Genomic DNA, 17,319 nt, shown 5'->3' on the forward strand with positions numbered 1-17,319 from the left:
TGGGACATGCTGATGCTACCGTGTGCCCTGGCGGATACGATTGCGAATTCAGGCGCTCTTGTGTCAGGATCAGGCCACATTCGCTGTTAAACGCTTGTACCGGGCTCACTTCATCTGGCTCAATTGCGCAGACGTCGCGCTCGATCTCGGATACAGCAGTACAAGTGCATTTTCCCTGGCGTTCCGGCAATTGCCTGGCGACTCTCCAGTGCGTTACTTGACGCGATACCTTGAAGCAACCATCGCATCATCCGGATAGAGACGCGTGCCGACGAGTCCTCTTTCGCCTTCCCAGCACCCCATAAAAAAAAGAGGCGCCCCGGCCTGACCCGTGCGCCCCTTCCCCTCCCTTCAACTACTCGCTACTGCCTGCTCAAAACCGATAATCGAGATTCGCGATAAACGAATGATCCCCGGTGCCCCCGCCCAACTGCCCCGAGTACGAAACGCCAAGGCTCAGCTTCGCCGTCAGCGCCGCGTTGATACCGACACCCACGAACGCCGCATCGCGCGCAATCGGCACACCGGCGACATCGAACGCCTGCCCGCCCGCGAACGCCACCGACGCCGTCGGCGTATGCGCACCGAACGCATGCTGCCAGCCGAGCGTGCCGTGCACGGTCATCGCGGCCGAACCGACCGCGAAGTCGGACGATGCGCGAATTCCCAGCGTCGAAAACGCGGTGTTCGTGGTATCGCCATCGCTGTGCAACGCCGCAGCGCCGCCGCTTTCGTTGAACGCATCGGTATGCAGGCTCACGTACGCGAGATTCGCAAACGGCTCGAGCGCCGCGCGGCCAACATCGAGCGTATAGGCGATTTCGCCAAACGCTTGCGCGGTGCCCGCGTCGTAGCTCGCATTCGTGTGATCGGTAAAATTCGCAAACGCGATCGAACGCGAACTGTCGATGTTTTGCCATGAATACGACGCACCGGCCCGCACGCCGACATGGCCGAACTGCGTACCGCCGTACAAACCAACGTGGTAGTTGTCGCTACCTGCCGACGACGAAAGGCCATCGACATCGAAATTCGAATGGCTGTATCCGAAGAGACCGCCCACGCGCCATTTATCGCCGACCAGTCCGTCCGCACCGACCAGCACGCCGCCCGTCGAATCCGACAGGCTAGACGAGCCTGCGCTGCCGCTCGTATGTCCCCACGCGCCAAAGCCCTTCGTCCAGACCGCAACGCGCTCGTTTGCCAGCGTCGATGCGACCGACTTGCCGTTCGCATCGAAGCTCAGCGCCTGCACGTCGGGCGCGGCAGCCGTCGAGAACGACGAACGCAATCGATCGATCGCTGCGTCGCGTACATAGCGGCTGTCCTCGATCAACGCTGTCTTCGTCGATGCATAGCTTTCGCCCGACACCTGGTCGAAGTTGCTGCCGTTCGTCGCGCTCGTGAACAACGCATCGACCATCGCGTTCGGCGTGGCAAGCGACAAGGCACCGAACAGCGCCGCGTTCTGGTTCTTCGTGAAGCCGCTCGCTGCCGCCGCGACCTTCTGCGGGTCGACTGCGAGACTGACCTTCACGTCGGTCGGATCGTATTGAACCGGGGCGAGCTCGACGAGCGTGTTGTCGAACGACGCATCGAGTGCCGCACTCGAAAAGCGGTTCTGCACGACGCCGCCATTCGTGGTTTGCAGCACGGTGTACGGCGTATTAAGTCTGAAGCCACCGTTGCCGTTCTCCTGCGACACGCGCAGCGCAAGACCCGACAGATCGGCATTGCTTTGCACGATGATGCGGTCAGACTGTCCTGCCGCGTTCACTTCGGAAACGTAGGTTCCCGAAAATCCGGCAAGACTGCCGTACGTCTGCGTGCCGACCGAATTGCCGGGCGCCAGCGTGCCGTTCGTGCCGCTCACGCTGCCCGCAATGACGAGGTTGCCGCCAAGCACGGAGCCGTTGTTCACGGCCGCATTGCCCGCGATCTGGACGGGATTGCCCATCGTGCCGCCGTGCGTGCTCGAACCGTCGTCGAGCGACAGGTTGCCGCCGATCTGCGTCGCCGCCGTCTTGCTGAACGTCACCGTCGCATTCGACGCACTCACATTGCTCGCAATCGTCGCGGCGCCGGCGAACGAAACCGACCCGCCCGCGTCGGCCTGAACGCTCTGGCCGATCGTCGCGTTGCCGGCAAACGTGAAGTGCGCGCCATTGCTGACGACGTCCTTGCCGATCGTCGCCGCGCTATTGAAGCTCACAGCCGAATTCGCGCCGGACTGCACGGAGCCGCCGACGGTCGCCGTATCGTTGAACGTGACCGTTGCGCTATTGCCCGCCGTGACGTCCCCCGCGATCGCACCGCCACCATTATGTGTAAACGTGCCGCCATCGCCGACGCTCGCGTTGTTGAGCCCCTCGGCCGTGCCCGACCACGCCGCGCCCTGCTCGACGATAAAGTTCGTGGTGCCGCCGCCCGTGCGCGTGCCGTCCGCATCGAGCCCGTCGCTATCGACGATCTGCCCGCTCGAAGTCGACCCCGCCTGCAGCGTCAGATTGACGACGCCGTCCATGCCGTCCGCAGTGCGGTTCACCTGCAGCAGCGTGCCGTTGTTCTGCGTGAGCACCGAGCCGTTGCCGACCGTGATGTTCTGCTGAACGGCCGCACTCTCGAGATTCGATACGAGCGAAGCACCGGCTGCATTGACCGTCGTCCCCGTCAGCGTAACGTTGCCGTTTCCGGTGACGACGATGCCATCCGAATGCGTGGAACTCAGCGTGCTCGCCTCGACATTCAAGGTGCCGCCGTCGATCACGGCCGCCGCGGGCGCGTTGGCACCAGTGGCCGTCACCGCCGTGTTGTGCAGGCTCACCGCGCCTGCATATTGCGCGGTGACGCCGGCCGATCCCGCCCCGCTCGTATTGATGCTGCCCGCGGTAAAGTCGATACTGCTTTGCTCGTGCCCGTCCTGCGCGCCCGCCGCGATACCCGATGAAGTCGCACCCGTCGTATTCACAAGCACGTTGTTCGCTACGATGCGAGGCAGCTGGCCGCTTTGGTCGGACGCGGACATCATGCCTTCGGCCGCGACTCCCGCCGTATTGATCGTGCCGCCGTTCACATTGACGATGCCGCCATCCCACGCATAGACGCCGCGGCCGACGTCGCCGGTCGTCGTCACCGCAACGTTATTGCCGTTGACAGTCGATCCGACATATTCGCCATAGAGCCCATACGAATTCGTGCCGCTCGTCGTCACACGGCCGCCGTTCACATCGATCGCGTTCGCCTGCGTCGGATCGTTCGACCAGGCGAGCACCGCGTGCGAATTGGAGCCGGTCGTCGAAATATCGGTGTTATTGGTTGTGATCGTCGAGCCCGGATTGCCGAGCAAGCCGATCGTGCGGTCGGTGCCCGCCATCGCGACCTGGCCGCCCGTCAATGCGATCGTACCGCCGCCTTTCGCTTCGACGCCGACCGTCGGCTCGCCGCCGCCGTTGCCGGTACCGACCACCGATACGTTCGTCCCGCTCGCGGTAATCGACGAACCCGCGCCCGATGCGAACAGACCGATGTTGTCGTGACCCGCATCGTTGACCGTCACGAACGTATCGGCCAGCGCGATCGTGCCGCCAAAGGTCGCCGACGCGCCATAGGCCTGCGCGCCGTTCGTCGTCACGCTGCCGCCCGCGAAGCTCAGCGTGCCCGATGCGCCGTCGGATGCGCCCGCCGCGACGCCTGCCGCACCGGCGCCGTTCGTGACGACGGTCGCACCGGTCGACACGATCTTCGACTGCTCGCCCGACGATGCATCGGTGCCGCTTGCCAGCATGCCTTGCGCGGCAGCGCCGTTCGTCGTCACCTGCGTCATGCCGTCCACGTTGACGGCGCCGCCGTTGACCGCATGCACGCCGCGCGAGCTGCTGCCCGCCGTGCTCACGGTTACGCCGTGCGCATCGACCTGCGCGCCCGCGTTTTGCGCGTACAGCGCGTACGAGTTTGAGCCAGCCGTGGTCACGGCGCCGCCCGTGATATCGATGTGCGCGAGTCCCGCCGACACATCGTCCGCAAAGGCCATGACCGCGTGCGAATTGGCGCCGGCCGTCGAGAGGGTTGTGCCGTCCACTATCGTCGTGCCGCCGGACATGCTGCGCACGGCGATGGTTCGATTCGTGCCGGTCATTTTCACGGAGCCGCCGTTCAGCGCGATCGTCGCGCCGCGTTCGGCGTCGGTGCCGAGCGGTGCATTGCCGCCGTTCGTGCCTGTGCCGTCCACCGTGATCGCGGCACCGGTCGCGGCAATCGACGAGTCCGCGCCCGTCGCATACAGGCCCCACGTCTTCTCGAACGGGGAGTTCACCTGCACCTGCGTGCCGTTCAGTTGAATCCGGCCGCCGTTGACCGCGCTCACCGCGCGCGCCGGTTGCCCTTCCGGTATCGAAGACGGCTCGTTGATCACGACGTCCGGACCGAACGTCTGCGGCTGGTCCGTCGACCCGTCGACGACGACGCCGGACAGCGGATCGGCATGCGACCAGACCGGCGCGAACGCCGCCGTCACGGCCAGCGACAACGCCGACAACTTGAGCTTACGGGACGCCTGTCTCCTCGTGATGGCGTAACGATGACTGATTTTCATCACATTCCTTTCTTGTGAGCGTGCGTTGGCGCGCCGTGGCGAGCGCGCACTACGGCACAGAGGCCTTACGTTGGAAATGAAGAGGTCTGTCGTTGCGCGGTCCCGGCATGCGGATCGCAACAACGGGCGTGGTGCCGGCAGCGCCGCGCGGCGCCAGGCGGTCGTCGAAGGCGCCTAGCCGGGAGGGCGCGGGCGCCGTTCGCAAGCGGGCGCCTCGAACAGCGACAGGCACGCGGCGGTGCCCGGATCCGGCCGGACAAACAGGTATCCCTGCAGACCGCTCGCGCCCGCGAGACGAGCGGCCGCCACGTCGGCGTCGCTCTCGATGCCTTCGATCACGACCGTCGCCGCGCAAGTCTTTGCAAATGCAACCAGTTGACGCAGGAAATCGGCGCCCTGCGCGTCGCGTGCCGCTCGAACCAGATTGCCGCGCGAGATCTTCGCGATGTCGGGCGCGAGTCCTGCGAGGCAACGCATACTGCTGTAGCCGTCGCCCACGTCATCGAGCGCGATCCGGCAGCCGAGCCGCTGCAGCCAGCCGACAAACTGCTGCGCCGCCTCGAGATCGAACAGCGGCGCCGTCTCGGTGATCTCGAGCACGAGCCTCGATGCGATGTCGGGCTCCTCGCTCAGCACATCGACCACGAACGACCACCACGGGTCGAGCCGCGCACTCTGCGCAGAGACGTTGCACGCGAGGCGAATACCGGGATTCATGCGTAACGCTTCGATCACCGATTCGACCACCCACTGATCGAGCCGCCGCGTCAGTCCAAGACGTTCGAGCGCTTGCACCGCAAAGCCCACATGCTCGAGTCCCGCGCCGGTGCGCTCGCACAACAGCGCTTCGTAATAGAGCACGGCACTGGTATCGCGCGCATCGCATATGGGCTGCCATTCGAAACACAACCGGCGCTCGGCAAGCGCGGAAAGAAGACGATCGGCGGTGCGCGTATCGGCATCGAACTGCTCGCGCCCGCGTCGTCCGCCGTCGCCCCATGGCAATGACAGCAGCGGCGCGGCGCCAAACGCTTCGATATCGAACGGCGCGTCGCTGAATTCGGGAACCGAAATCGACACGACCGGATACGCCTTCGTATCGAGACTCACGACCGGATCGTTCGCGAGTACCGCTTGAATGCGCTCGATCAGGAAACTCGCTTGCGGAGCAAAAAGACGCGTCGGCGGCCGATCGGCGACAACGGTGTCGAACACGAACAGAATGTGATTGCCGCTATGCCCGACAAAGCCTGGATATTCGCCGAACACGGTGCGCGCGCGTTCGTTGACGATATAGCGCACGAGGCGCGCGAATGCGGCGCCATGCGCATGCTCGATTTGCGCGAGATTCGCGATGGAGGCGACGATGCAAAGCGCGGGCGCTTCGTCGCTGCCGTTCGCAGTAGCCTTGGGATTCACGCCGAGTCGCCTGAAGAGCGCCTTCAGCTCGGGCGAAGGCGCAAACGAATTCGACGTGTTCATGCGCCGCACGCAGCGCGACACCGATCGAAACACGAACGGTCTGCACGGACAGGGTCCACGCGCGATTTCGTGCGCGGTGCAAAAAGGTTCGTTTGTGTCAGCATCGAGTCTAGTCGTCGGACCACTCAAAAACTACGGGGAAATCATGGCCTTCGTGCGCGCGCAAACAGAGAAAGACAATCGGACAAAAAGGAACCTATGTGTCAATCCGAAAAGCCACGTCGTCGGCAATTCGACACGCGACGCAAGTTAATCGCGTATCGGCCGGCGGCCAGGGTTACCCTATCCGGCCTAACGGTGACAGCAATGAGAAAGATCGGATATGCACGCGTTTCGACAGAAGACCAGAATCTCGATCTGCAGATTGCCGCTTTGCAGGCAGCACAATGCGAGGTTCTGTTTCAGGACCATGGCGTGTCGGGCGCAAGCATGACGCGGCCCGGGCTGGACCAGGCGTTCGGCTATCTCGAAGACGGCGATACGCTCGTCGTATGGCGCCTCGACCGCCTGGGGCGCTCGCTTAGCCATCTCGTGAATCTGATCGAAGAGCTCAAACGGCGCACGATTCATTTTCAGTCGCTTACTGAATCGATCGACACGACGACGTCGGGCGGCATGCTCGTGTTTCATATGATGGCCGCGCTCGCGCAATTCGAGCGATCGCTGATTGGCGAACGCACTAAAGCCGGAATGCAGGTTGCGCGGCTCAAGGGCAAGCGCATTGGACGCCGGCCCGCGCTCGCGCCCGAGCAGCGCGAAGAAGCGCTACGGCTGCTAAACGACTATTCGATCGAAGAAGTGGCCGCGCGCTTCGGCGTATCGCATCGGACGATCCGGCGAGCGCGCAAGGAGCGCGACGCGCTGTACGACACGCTCGACACGGTCGTGCATCCGATCCCGGTGATATGACGCGGTACGCGCGGTGGATACGCGCCGCTCAGCAGGCGGCGAGACCTTCCCGACGCAGACTTCGCCATAGCGTGCGCGGATGAATCCGGTAGCGTGCGGCGACGAGCGCGGCCGGCTGCTCGGCAAGCAATTGCAGCGCTTCGCGGCATTGCTCGCGATCGAGCGAGCGTTTGCGCCCAAGCGTCTGGCCGCGCGCACGCGCCGCGCTCATGCCGGCCCGTGTGCGCTCGGCAATCAGCTTGCGCTCGAATTCGGCGAGTGCGGCAAGCATATGGAACATCAACGCGCCACCCGAGGTCGTCGTATCGATGTGCTCGTTCAACGACGCGAAATGCATGCCCTTTCTGCCGAGCCGGTCGACGAGTTCGATCAGCTTCGGCAGCGAACGGCCCAGCCTGTCGAGGCGCCAGACCACGAGCGTATCGCCGGCTTTCATCGCGCGCATCGCACGCTCGAGCCCAGGCCGCTTGAACTGCGCGCCTGAAATGCCGTGATCGGAATAGATCCGGTCACATGCCGCTCTCTCCAGCGCGTTGATCTGCAAATCGAGGTTCTGGTCGTCGGTCGACACTCTTGCATATCCAATTTTCATTTTTAATTCCCGCATTTCCCTCGCTTGCTCTTTCGCTTTATGGCCAGTTCCCCGTTTGCGTGCTTCGCAGGTTCGAATCGCATTTCCTCCGTCCTTTGAAGGTTCAAATGGACGCAATGAGCCGATATCGCGTAAGCGCTTTAGCGCTGTAAGCGGCTTTCGTTATGAAAGCGCAGCGATGTTCGGACAAGCGCATCGGGCGAAGATAGACATCCGCTATGCCGCGCTGGACGCAGCCGCCGAATCGCTGCAATTCATTGCCGCGCGGTGAATGAGCGCCGCACGCGATGTACCGGTAGCGGGCCTTTCACAATTGACGTATTTGCCGTCGGGGATAGGTGGGACTATTCTAAGTCCACTTACATACCATTTGTTGTCTTGCCGTCGCAATTGGTATCTGCACGTCTCAGCGTCACAGCATTGACATGAAAGGGCTAAACGTGTCGACACACTCGCTTTCGCAATTGCCCTACGTGCGCTTCGATTCGCAGGACGTGACGCCGGCGGACCGCTACGACTACTGGCAAACGAGCCTGTCGAGCGTATGCCAGTTAAGTTTCCCGTACAACCATTCGGCGGAGTCGTTCGTCGCGCGCAACGAAATGTGGATTCTCGGCGACATGATGTTGAGCCGCCGCGAGTGCAGCGCGCATATCCTGCATCGATCGTCGCGTTCGATTCGCCTCGATCAGCTCGATCACTACAAGATTCATTTTCGCGTCGGCGGCTCGGCGGATGCCGATCTCGAGGCGGGCCGGCAAGCGGTGCATGTCGATGCCGGTGGTTGCGTGCTCACCGATATGGCGCGGCCCGAGCGCGTACAGGTCGACGGTGGAACCACAGTGACGGTGATCATTCCGCGCGACCGGCTCGATGCGCTGCTGCCGCATCCGGTCGATCTGCACGGCGTCGTGCTGCGCGGCGGCTGCACGGTCCTGCTCGCCGATCATTTGCGCTCGCTCACACGCTCGGTCGACCAACTGACGCTCGAACAGGCGCCCGATGTCGCGCTGGCGACGCTTCATCTGCTTGCCGCCAGCATCGCACCGTCGATGGACAAGCTCGCGCTCGCACGCCCCGCGATCGAAGCAACGCTATTGAGCCAGATTCGCCGTCATATCGAAGAACATATCGGAACGTCGGAACTGACCGTCGAACATATCTGCACGCGGTTCCGCATTTCGCGCGCAACGCTTTATCGCCTGTTCGAACCGATGGGCGGTGTCGCGAAATTTATCAAGGAGAGGCGGCTTTTCAGAATACATACGGCGCTCGCCACCGCGGAAGGCCGGCCGCACCTGAACCGCGTGGCGGAGCAATACGGATTCAAGACGTCCGCGCATTTCAGCCGCGCGTTTCGCGAGCAATTCGGCTATAGCCCGAGCGAGCTGACATCGGGCGCACGCCGTGAACTGCCGAGCGCGGCGTCAGCGACGGCGCGCTTTTCAATGGAACGCTGGTTGCATTCGTTGCGCGCGTGAAGCGCGCATCCGGTTATCTTGTTGTACCAGCGCCTGGATTCGAGTGACCGGACCAGTCTTCGATATACCGGACGAGTTCCGTCATGTCCCGCTTTGCGCCATCCTGCCGCGCCGCGAAATTCCATAGTTGCCGCACCGTGCTGCCCACCCACATCGGCACGCCAAGCGCCTCGCATTCATCGACCGCGAGACCGATGTCCTTGCACACGCTGCCGATCGGGAAACCGAAATCGAACGTGCGCGGCAGCACCTGCTTGGGAAACTTGTCCTGCGTCGCGCCGTTCTTTCCGCTGCCCGCATTGATAACGGCCATCATCGTTTCCGGATCGAGCCCGCCTTTGACACCGGCGACAAACGCTTCCGACGTGATCGCAAACGCAGTCGACGAAAGCATATTGTTGAGCAGCTTCATTAGCTGCCCTTGCCCCGGCTCGCTACCGACATTGAACGTTTTACCGAATACATCGAACAACTCGCGCACCTGAGAGACCACCTCGGGCTTGCCGGCAATCATCACCGCGAGCGTGCCCTTCTGCGCGCCGGCTGCGCCGCCGCTCACCGGTGCATCGATCGTCTCGATGCCTTTGTCATGCAGCGCGGCTGCGACTTCCTTTTCCGTGGTCGAGCCGACCGTCGACAGATCGATCAGTATTTTGACCGCCTTGCCATGCACGATGCCTTGCGCGCCAACCGCTACTTCGCGAAAGACTGCGGGCGTCGGCAAGCTCGTGAAGATCACGCCCGCGCTGTCCGCCACCTCGCCCACGCTGCCGGCCACTTGCGCGCCGAGCTTCTGCAGTTCGGCGAGGGCATTTGCATCCTTGTCGTAGATGACGAGCGAGTGCCCCTGCTCGATCAGACGTCGTGCCATCGGCCTGCCCATCACGCCGACACCGATAAAACCGATCAGCTTGTTCTCAAGCATCTGCTGCTCCTTCGATATGAATGGAAAGTGCGTCGCGGCTCATGTAGCAAGCCAACCGCCTTCGACAGGCAACATCGCACCCGTGATATCGCGTGCCGCATCGCTGCATAAAAAGACCACGAGTTGCGCGACGTGCGCCGCATCGACAAACTCGCCACCAGGCTGCTTGCCGCGCAGGAATTCGCGAACCGCAGGCTCGCGCGCGAGCCCGGTTTCGTTCATCAGCGCGACGATGCGCTTTTCGCTGGTGGGCGTATGGACCGCCCCCGGACAGATCGCATTGCACGTGATGCCGGCGCCGACCGTCTCGGCGGCCACCGCACGCGTGAAACCGAGCAGCGCCGATTTGGTCGTCACGTAATCGACCCGGTTTGCCGTGCCGCGCATGCCGTACACGGATGTCATGTTGAAAATGCGTCCCCAGCCGCGTTCGCGCATGCGCGGCAACGCAAGGCGCACTGCATGAAATGCCGCACTCAGATTCACCGCGAGTGCCTGATCCCACTTGTCGGCCGGGAATGCTTCGATCGGCGCGAAGTGCCGCACCACCGCATTATTGACAAGAATGTCGAGCGAACCGGTCCGCCCGATCGTTTCGTCGACAAGCCGTTCGACCGCTTCCGGTTGCGACAGATCCGCCTGAATGTAGTGCGGTGCAACGTGATGGCGCGCTTCGAAGGCGGCGCACGCGGGCTGCACGTCGGCCAGCGACTCGACCCCGTGCAGCAGCACGTTGCATCCCGCACCGGCCAGCGCATCCGCCATCGCGAGACCCAATCCATGCGACGAGCCCGTCACGAGCGCAGTTTTCCCTTTCATTCTGCAGTTCCTGTCGGCGATGCCCTCCGCAGCGTGGAAGGCGTATTTTTATGATAGCGCTAACTTAACGCGATGCCAAACATCGATGTGAAGCGATGGATGTGAAGCGGTGAACGAGAAGCCGGGAATGTGAGCGCCGGAACGCCGCCTTCTCAGGTGCTTTCGCGCTGAATGATTTCGAAGCCGAGATCGAGCCGCGTCGGTGCCGCGTCCGCGTCGCCGCGCAACCGCTGCAACAGACACTCGGCGCTGCGCCGGCCGATTTCGAGGCGCGGGAGATTCAGGCAGGTAAGCTTCGGCACCGTATGCCGCAGGATGTCGAGATCGTCGAAGCCCGCGATCGCGATCCGTTCGGGCACCTTCCAGCCGCGCCGCTGCGCTTCGAATAGCGCGCCGACGGCGAGCACGTCGCCGGCAAAGAATATCGCGTCGACTTCGGGCGCGCGCTGCATCATATCGATCATCGCATGCGCACCCGCGGTCAAACCGGGCTCCGCTTCCTGCACGAGCGCGGTATTGCGCTCGCGGCCAAGCGACGCAAGCGCCGCGTAATAACCTTTCAGACGCTCCTTCGAGCGCGGGTTATTGCGCATCGGCACGCTGACGAAGCCGATCGATTTATAGCCGCGCGCGGCGAGATACAACGTCATCTCTTTGGCCGCATTGAAATTCGAGTAGCTGATCACGACGTCGAGCGGATTGCGCACGAGGTCGCCCGTTTCGATGACCGGAATACCGGCCTGGCGCGCGAGCTGCGTCGCGCGCGGCGTATGCGCGGTGTTGTGCAGCAGCAGCCCGCATACGCGTTGCGCGACGAATGCACCGATCAACGCTTCTTCTTCGTCGAGCGAATAGCCGCTATCGGCAATCAGCAGATGCATGCCGGCCGCGCGCAGCACATCGGCGGCGCCTTTCATCGTGTGCGAATACAGCGAATTCTGGATGCTCGGTACGATCTGCCCGACTACGTTGGAACGGTTCGATGCGAGATTCGACGCAATCGAATTCGGCACATAGCCGATCTTGCGAATCGTATCGAGCACGTGCTTGCGCGTTTCTTCCGACAGTTTGGCCGGCTCGTTCAATGCGCGCGAAACGGTCATCAACGATACGTTCGCCGCCTTCGCGACGTCGGCCATGCGCACGGCGCCGCCGCCGCTGCGCGTTCTGTTCTCGCTCAACCGTGAGTTCCCGCCAGCAGCGGTGCCTGCGCGCTTTTTCACTATTCTGCATCCGGCCTTTCGAAACGATGGCGAATTGTATCCCACCGGTACGGCGTATCGGCGGGCAGCAGACTAGCCACGCGTTTGCTATGATAGCGCTATCAGTTCTCGTGAAATTTTCACGAGAAAGTTATTCGGGGAAAGGAGACGCTCGATGACTTCGCCGCTCGAAAACTACAAGATCTACGCGATCAAATACGCGCACCACGACCGCCCCGCAAGCGCCAACTTCATAGGCGGCGATCCGCATGACGTATCGATGCCGCTCGACTATTTCGTCTGGGCCGTGGTCGGCGAAGGCCGCACGTGGCTCGTCGATACCGGGTTCGACCCGGCAGTCGGCAATCGGCGCGGCCGCACGACCACGCATCGCGTCGAAGAGGGTTTGCAGGCGATCGGCATTCGCGCCGATTCCGTCGAGGATGTGATCGTCACGCATATGCATTACGACCACGCGGGAAACCGCGAACTGTTTCCGAAAGCGCGTTACCACATGCAGGACCGCGAAATGGCGTATTGCACGGGCCGCTGCATGTGCCATCGCGAGCTCAGGCATCCGTTCAATCCCGACGACGTGAAGACGATGGTCGGCCGCGTATTCGACGGCCGCGTGCAGTTTCACGACGGCACATCGCAGCTTGCGCCGGGACTGTCCGTGCATCTCGTGGGTGGCCATACGAACGGCCTGCAGGTCGCGCGCGTGCATACCGAACGCGGCTGGGTCGTGCTCGCGTCCGATGCGTCGCACCTGTACGCGAATATGGAGCAGGAGCGGCCGTTTCCGGCCGTGTACAACATCGGCGACATGCTCGAGGGATACCGGATCGTGCACGAACTGGCCGATTCGCCGCAGCATGTCGTGCCCGGGCACGATCCCGATGTACTGCGGCGTTATCCGTCGCCCGGCAAGGACACGCAGGACTGGATCGTGCGGCTCGATGCGGTGCCGCGATAGTCTGCGAGCGCGCCGTGCCGTTACGCCTCGTCGGGTTGCTGCTCGTCGAGCATCCGCATCGCGGCCTTCTCCGCGTTCTGCACGTGGATGCGCGCGGCCTGTTGCGCCGCTTCGCCGTCGCGCGCTTTCAATGCTTTATAAAGCTTGTCGATTTCACGCAGGCTCGCGGGCAGGCGCTCCGGATGCATGAGCGACGTCGCGCGCAGCAGATTGACGCGCGAATAAAGGCTCGTGAGAAATTCCTTGATCAGCGAATTGCCGCAATTGTCGAGCAGCACGTCGTACAGCGCCGTCTTCGCGCGCAGCACGCCGGCCTGGTTGCGCGCGGTTGCTTCGGCACGCAGTTCCCTGGCGACTTCGCCGAAGCGCGCGATCGCGCTATCGTCGGCAAGCCGTGCGAATTCGTGGGCGGCAAAGCCTTCGAGCAGCGCACGCAGCGCGTACAGTTCGCTCGCCTCCTGCTTCGTCATTACCGCGACCACCGGCCCCTTGTGCGGCACGCTGCGCACGAGCTTTTCGGCCTCGAGCTTGCGCAGCGCTTCGCGCACCGAGGTGCGGCTCACGCCGAGCGTTTCGCATAGTTCGCGTTCGACGAGACGCGCGCCCGGCGCGAAACGTCCCGTCATGATCGCCTGCCGCAGCACGTTTTCGACCTGATGGCGCAGCGTTTCCGGCCGTATCACCCCAATTTCTGCTGACATCGTTCATCCCGTCCGTTGTATGCCTGTCCGACAATAGATTTTGTGCACATCATACCGGATGCGAGACCGTGCACGGCCGCGGCGCACGATGCCTGCAGACTCCGTCGCGCGCCGCGCTGCGTGCCCGACGACGCTGCTGCGTCGTACCTCGCTCACATGGCCGCGTGAGCAGCAAGCGCCTCTTCGAGCATCGGCGCAGCGACCGCCGCGCCGTGGATGCCGATCACGCTGACAATCTCGAGCACCTCCATGATCTCGCCAGCGGTCGCACCGTAGCGAACCGCATTGCGCATATGCAGCTTGAGCCCCGGCTGATACAGATGCGTGGCCGACGCGTCGAACGCGCAATAGATCAGCTCCTTCACCTTCGGGCTCAGCACGCCGGTACGCCACGGCACCGACGAAAACTCGAGGTACGCTTCGAAGAGATCGGGATCGAGTTCGAGCAGTCCGTCCCACGACGGATGCCAGTACCCGCGATTCTTCTCGAAGCCGGCTTTAAGCGCCTGCTGCCGCGCGTCGAGCGGCGGCCGTCCTTCGCGCTGGCCCTCCTCCTCGAGCACTTCGAGCAACAGCGGCACACCGACGTTGCACGCATGAATGCCGATCGTGCTAATGAGCTCGAGCACCTCGACGAGCTCCTCGCGCGTCGCGCCGAACTTGAGCGCCATCTGTAGATGCTGCTGGATGCCGGGCGCATACAGATGCGTCGCCGCAGCATCGGCGGTGATGTAAATGAACTCCTTCACCTTGTCCTCGAGGTGATTCTTGCGCCACGGCACCGCGGAGAAATCGAGGTAAGCCTCGAGAAAACCGGCGTCGAGACGCAACAGGCTTTCCCACGACGGGCCCCATGTCTTTCGTACGCGTATGAATTCGTCCTTCACGCGCTGCTGCTTTTCGGTCAATGCTGCGGTCACTTGCATGGCAATCGATCCCGTTTTCAGCGCACGGCGGACGGCGGATAGTCGTGCTCGCTAACTGCTTCCTGCCAGTTCGACGTGCCGAGCGACGTCGCGATATGAACCATGAAGCTGTCCGCGCTGCCGCCGTGCCAATGCCGTTCGTTCGGTCCGATCCACACGACGTCGCCCTGACGGATTACTTCCGGCTTGCCGCCTTCGACGCAAATCCATCCCTGCCCCGCCGTGACCTGCAAGATCTGGCCGCGCTCGTGCGAATGCCAGTACGTGCGCGCGCCGGGCTCGAAACAGACGGTGTTGATCGTCACGCCGTCGGTGGACGGCATGACCGGATCAGCCCACACCACACCGGTAAACGTGTCGCCATTGCCGCGCCGCTCCGATGCAGCGCCTGTCTTTCTGCCGTGAAACACCTTCATCGCTTTGCTCCTTTGCGTTGTGCGTGGTCGTGAAGTCTGACGCCGCCCGATACGTCGCCGATCGCGTCGACCACCCGATTGCTGATCGCGTCGCCATAGCCGAGCGACGTCGCAAGGCCGAAGCTCGCGAGCGGTCCCGCTGCGTTGACCGACGCGACGCCGAGTTCGCGCGCGCGCTCGACGTACAGCACGATGTCTTTGGTCATCAGTTTCGACGTCAGGCCGCCTTCGAGATAATCGCCGTCGACGATCTTCGGAAAGCGGCTTTGCGTCGCGAAGTTGACGCCGGTGCTGCTGTTGAGCACGTCGAGCAGTTGATGCAGATCGAGCCCCGCCTTTTTGCCCGCGACCATGACTTCGGCGGTCGCGGCAAGGCTCACCGCATTGAGGAAATTGTTGAGCAGCTTCGTCGTGTGGCCGGCGCCGCTTTCGCCCATCACCTGCACCTTGCCGGCAACCGGTTTGAAGATCCATTGCGCGGCTTCGATCGCGGCGGCGTCGCCGCCGACCATCAACGTCAGCGTGCCTTTCTCGGCCGCGGCGGCGCCGCCCGAAATGCCCGCATCGATGTAATGCACGCCACGCGCTTTCAGCAGGCCGTTTAACCGCACCGTCGAACTCGCCGCAGCCGTGCTCAGATCGATCACGGTCTGGCCCGCGCGGCAGTGCGCGAGTATGCCGCCCTCGCCTTCGACGACCGCTTCGATCACCTTGCTATCGGGCAGCGATAACAGCACGAGGTCCGCGTATTCGACGACTTCGCGGATCGATGCGGCCGCTTGCGCGCCCGCGTCCTTCACGCGCTCGACCACAGTGTCGTAGCCAAGCACCGCGATACCGGCATCGACGATGCGGCGCGTCATGCGGCCGCCCATATTGCCGAGCCCGATAAATCCGATTCGTTCCTTGTTCATGATGTCCTGTGTCAGTGAAGCAGGCTAGAAATCGACGTCCTTCGTCTCCGGTCCCATCAGCGCGCCGGCCATGCCGATCAGGCCGCCGATACCGAGCAGCACGACCGGCGTCACCGAAAGCGGCATCCACGCGCCGAGCCAGTTCATATAGAACGCGTAGAACGACGGCACGATCACCGAGAGGCTGAAGCCGACGCCGAAGCCCGTTGCGCGCACCTCGGTCGCAAAGCGCTCGTTGATGTATGTGACGATCACGCCCCACGGCGACGTAACGAGCACCGCGAGCACGCAAACGGTCAGCATGATCGCGGGCAGCGACAGGCCGTGCACGTTGCCGAGCACATAGAGCAGCGCGGCGCCGACGGTCGCGATCAGCGGACCGACGATCGCGAAGAAACGCCGCCGGCCGATCTTCTGGCCCAGCATGCCCGCGCCGATATAGCTGAAAAACAGCACGAAATACGACAGCAGCAGCGTGGACGTAAGCTGGAAGCCGCTCAGATGCAGCGTGTGCACAAGCAGCCCGGTCGGCAGAAAAATCGTGATGATGTTTTGCGTGAGCCAGAAACCCGTCATGAGCAACAGCACTTGCACGAGGCTCTTCGCGCTTTTGCCGCTTATCAGTTCGGACAGCAGCGGCGTGTCGCTTCCGGCCTGCTTTTCGCCGGCCTCGCTTTTCCAGATTTCCGATTCCGCCACCTTATGCACGTAGTAGAGCGCGAGCACACCGGCAAGCACCGCACCGATCACGAACGGAATGCGCCAGCCCCACTGCGCATACGGCGAATTGGCGCCGTTCAGCGGAAAGACCGCGAACATCACCATCGCAACGAGATTGATCGTCACATAGGCTGCCGGAAAGCCCGCGATGATCAGTCCTCCGACGAAACCGCGCTGGTGCTTCCTCGAATACTCGATCGCAAGCGGCATCGCGCCCGTATAGCCGCCGCCGAGGAAAATACCGTCGACGAAGCGCAGCAGCACGAGCAGCCAGTACGATGCGATGCCGATGCTCTGGTAGCCGGGCAACAGCGCGATCAGCAACGTGACCACGCCGAAGCCCGAGACCGAATAGATCGACGCCTTGCGGCGTCCGACGCGGTCCGCCACCATGCCGAACAGCAACGCGCCGACCGGCCGGCCAAGCAGCGTCGTGATAAACACGAGCGATGCGAGGATCGTCTCCATACCGCTCGACAGATGCGGCGGCTGGAAGAAAAACAGCACCGGCGACAGCACGACCACCGGCAGATAAATATCGAACATGTCGATGAATTCGGAAAAGAATGCGCCTTTGATGGCGCTCCTTCTCCGCGCGTCGATCGACTGTTCGTCGGCAGTCGACGAGACGTGTTCAGCGGTCAGCGCTTTCATTCGTGTCTCCG

General features: G+C 62.9%; 14 protein-coding genes. 3 read left to right on the forward strand and 11 right to left on the reverse strand.

All coding sequences use genetic code 11. The features are described from left to right. Positions 1-373 precede the first annotated feature (373 nt). On the reverse strand, positions 374-4,591 hold the full coding sequence (locus tag BTO02_RS17230) for an autotransporter outer membrane beta-barrel domain-containing protein (RefSeq protein ID WP_156883850.1): 4,218 nt from the start codon (positions 4,589-4,591) through the stop codon (positions 374-376). Between the two features lie 174 nt (positions 4,592-4,765). After that, entirely contained in the window at positions 4,766-6,073 is a 1,308-nt protein-coding gene (locus BTO02_RS33900) for an EAL domain-containing protein (RefSeq protein ID WP_083615169.1), read from the reverse strand. 306 nt (positions 6,074-6,379) lie between these two features. Between BTO02_RS33900 and BTO02_RS17245 the strand changes: the two genes are divergently transcribed. After that, complete coding sequence (locus BTO02_RS17245; RefSeq protein ID WP_075158042.1) at positions 6,380-6,982, forward strand: recombinase family protein; 603 nt, start codon at positions 6,380-6,382, stop codon at positions 6,980-6,982. A gap of 28 nt (positions 6,983-7,010) precedes the next feature. On the opposite strand, the gene BTO02_RS17250 is transcribed toward BTO02_RS17245, so the two are convergent. Further along, positions 7,011-7,574: a recombinase family protein gene (locus tag BTO02_RS17250; RefSeq protein WP_075158043.1), complete on the reverse strand. Its 564-nt coding sequence runs from the start codon at positions 7,572-7,574 to the stop codon at positions 7,011-7,013. Between the two features lie 425 nt (positions 7,575-7,999). Here BTO02_RS17250 and BTO02_RS17255 point away from each other — a divergent pair, with 425 nt between their 5' ends. Further along, the gene (locus tag BTO02_RS17255) at positions 8,000-9,055 is read left to right on the forward strand and encodes a helix-turn-helix domain-containing protein (RefSeq protein WP_075158044.1); all 1,056 of its coding nucleotides are present in this window, start codon (positions 8,000-8,002) and stop codon (positions 9,053-9,055) included. Positions 9,056-9,068: 13 nt separating this feature from the next. On the opposite strand, the gene BTO02_RS17260 is transcribed toward BTO02_RS17255, so the two are convergent. The 3 genes from BTO02_RS17260 to BTO02_RS17270 form a co-directional block, all read right to left on the reverse strand. After that, positions 9,069-9,980 carry an NAD(P)-dependent oxidoreductase gene (locus tag BTO02_RS17260; protein ID WP_075158045.1) on the reverse strand — a complete coding sequence of 304 codons (912 nt, stop codon included), beginning with the start codon at positions 9,978-9,980 and terminating at the stop codon, positions 9,069-9,071. Positions 9,981-10,019: 39 nt separating this feature from the next. Continuing rightward, positions 10,020-10,799 (reverse strand): SDR family oxidoreductase, encoded by a 780-nt coding sequence (locus tag BTO02_RS17265; RefSeq protein ID WP_075158046.1) that lies wholly within the window; start codon positions 10,797-10,799, stop codon positions 10,020-10,022. Between the two features lie 152 nt (positions 10,800-10,951). Beyond that, entirely contained in the window at positions 10,952-11,980 is a 1,029-nt protein-coding gene (locus BTO02_RS17270; protein WP_232243391.1) for a LacI family DNA-binding transcriptional regulator, read from the reverse strand. Positions 11,981-12,176: 196 nt separating this feature from the next. Here BTO02_RS17270 and BTO02_RS17275 point away from each other — a divergent pair, with 196 nt between their 5' ends. After that, complete coding sequence (locus BTO02_RS17275) at positions 12,177-12,977, forward strand: N-acyl homoserine lactonase family protein (RefSeq protein ID WP_075158048.1); 801 nt, start codon at positions 12,177-12,179, stop codon at positions 12,975-12,977. A gap of 20 nt (positions 12,978-12,997) precedes the next feature. Here BTO02_RS17275 and BTO02_RS17280 read toward each other — a convergent pair whose 3' ends face one another. From BTO02_RS17280 to BTO02_RS17300, 5 genes are all read right to left on the reverse strand, one after another. Next, positions 12,998-13,678: a GntR family transcriptional regulator gene (locus tag BTO02_RS17280; protein WP_075158049.1), complete on the reverse strand. Its 681-nt coding sequence runs from the start codon at positions 13,676-13,678 to the stop codon at positions 12,998-13,000. Positions 13,679-13,830: 152 nt separating this feature from the next. Continuing rightward, positions 13,831-14,604 (reverse strand): carboxymuconolactone decarboxylase family protein, encoded by a 774-nt coding sequence (locus BTO02_RS17285; protein ID WP_075158050.1) that lies wholly within the window; start codon positions 14,602-14,604, stop codon positions 13,831-13,833. Between the two features lie 17 nt (positions 14,605-14,621). Next, positions 14,622-15,020: a cupin domain-containing protein gene (locus BTO02_RS17290; protein ID WP_075158051.1), complete on the reverse strand. Its 399-nt coding sequence runs from the start codon at positions 15,018-15,020 to the stop codon at positions 14,622-14,624. Next, positions 15,017-15,934, reverse strand: a complete 918-nt coding sequence (locus tag BTO02_RS17295) for an NAD(P)-dependent oxidoreductase (RefSeq protein WP_075158052.1) — start codon at positions 15,932-15,934, stop codon at positions 15,017-15,019. The genes BTO02_RS17290 and BTO02_RS17295 overlap by 4 nt, the downstream gene beginning before the upstream one ends. Positions 15,935-15,958: 24 nt before the next feature. Further along, entirely contained in the window at positions 15,959-17,308 is a 1,350-nt protein-coding gene (locus BTO02_RS17300) for an MFS transporter (RefSeq protein ID WP_075158053.1), read from the reverse strand. Positions 17,309-17,319: the final 11 nt, after the last annotated feature.

This window comes from Paraburkholderia sp. SOS3, assembly GCF_001922345.1.
Taxonomy (GTDB): domain Bacteria; phylum Pseudomonadota; class Gammaproteobacteria; order Burkholderiales; family Burkholderiaceae; genus Paraburkholderia.

Bases quoted from the DNA above. Each gene is read 5' to 3' on its own strand.
- BTO02_RS17255 (WP_075158044.1), top strand. From the start codon at position 8,000: ATGAAAGGGCTAAACGTGTCGACACACTCGCTTTCGCAATTGCCCTAC.
- BTO02_RS17245 (WP_075158042.1), top strand. From the start codon at position 6,380: ATGAGAAAGATCGGATATGCACGCGTTTCGACAGAAGACCAGAATCTC.
- BTO02_RS17275 (WP_075158048.1), top strand. From the start codon at position 12,177: ATGACTTCGCCGCTCGAAAACTACAAGATCTACGCGATCAAATACGCG.
- BTO02_RS17230 (WP_156883850.1), bottom strand. From the start codon at position 4,591: ATGAAAATCAGTCATCGTTACGCCATCACGAGGAGACAGGCGTCCCGT.
- BTO02_RS17265 (WP_075158046.1), bottom strand. From the start codon at position 10,799: ATGAAAGGGAAAACTGCGCTCGTGACGGGCTCGTCGCATGGATTGGGT.
- BTO02_RS17260 (WP_075158045.1), bottom strand. From the start codon at position 9,980: ATGCTTGAGAACAAGCTGATCGGTTTTATCGGTGTCGGCGTGATGGGC.
- BTO02_RS33900 (WP_083615169.1), bottom strand. From the start codon at position 6,073: ATGAACACGTCGAATTCGTTTGCGCCTTCGCCCGAGCTGAAGGCGCTC.
- BTO02_RS17300 (WP_075158053.1), bottom strand. From the start codon at position 17,308: ATGAAAGCGCTGACCGCTGAACACGTCTCGTCGACTGCCGACGAACAG.
- BTO02_RS17295 (WP_075158052.1), bottom strand. From the start codon at position 15,934: ATGAACAAGGAACGAATCGGATTTATCGGGCTCGGCAATATGGGCGGC.
- BTO02_RS17250 (WP_075158043.1), bottom strand. From the start codon at position 7,574: ATGAAAATTGGATATGCAAGAGTGTCGACCGACGACCAGAACCTCGAT.
- BTO02_RS17280 (WP_075158049.1), bottom strand. From the start codon at position 13,678: ATGTCAGCAGAAATTGGGGTGATACGGCCGGAAACGCTGCGCCATCAG.
- BTO02_RS17290 (WP_075158051.1), bottom strand. From the start codon at position 15,020: ATGAAGGTGTTTCACGGCAGAAAGACAGGCGCTGCATCGGAGCGGCGC.
- BTO02_RS17285 (WP_075158050.1), bottom strand. From the start codon at position 14,604: ATGCAAGTGACCGCAGCATTGACCGAAAAGCAGCAGCGCGTGAAGGAC.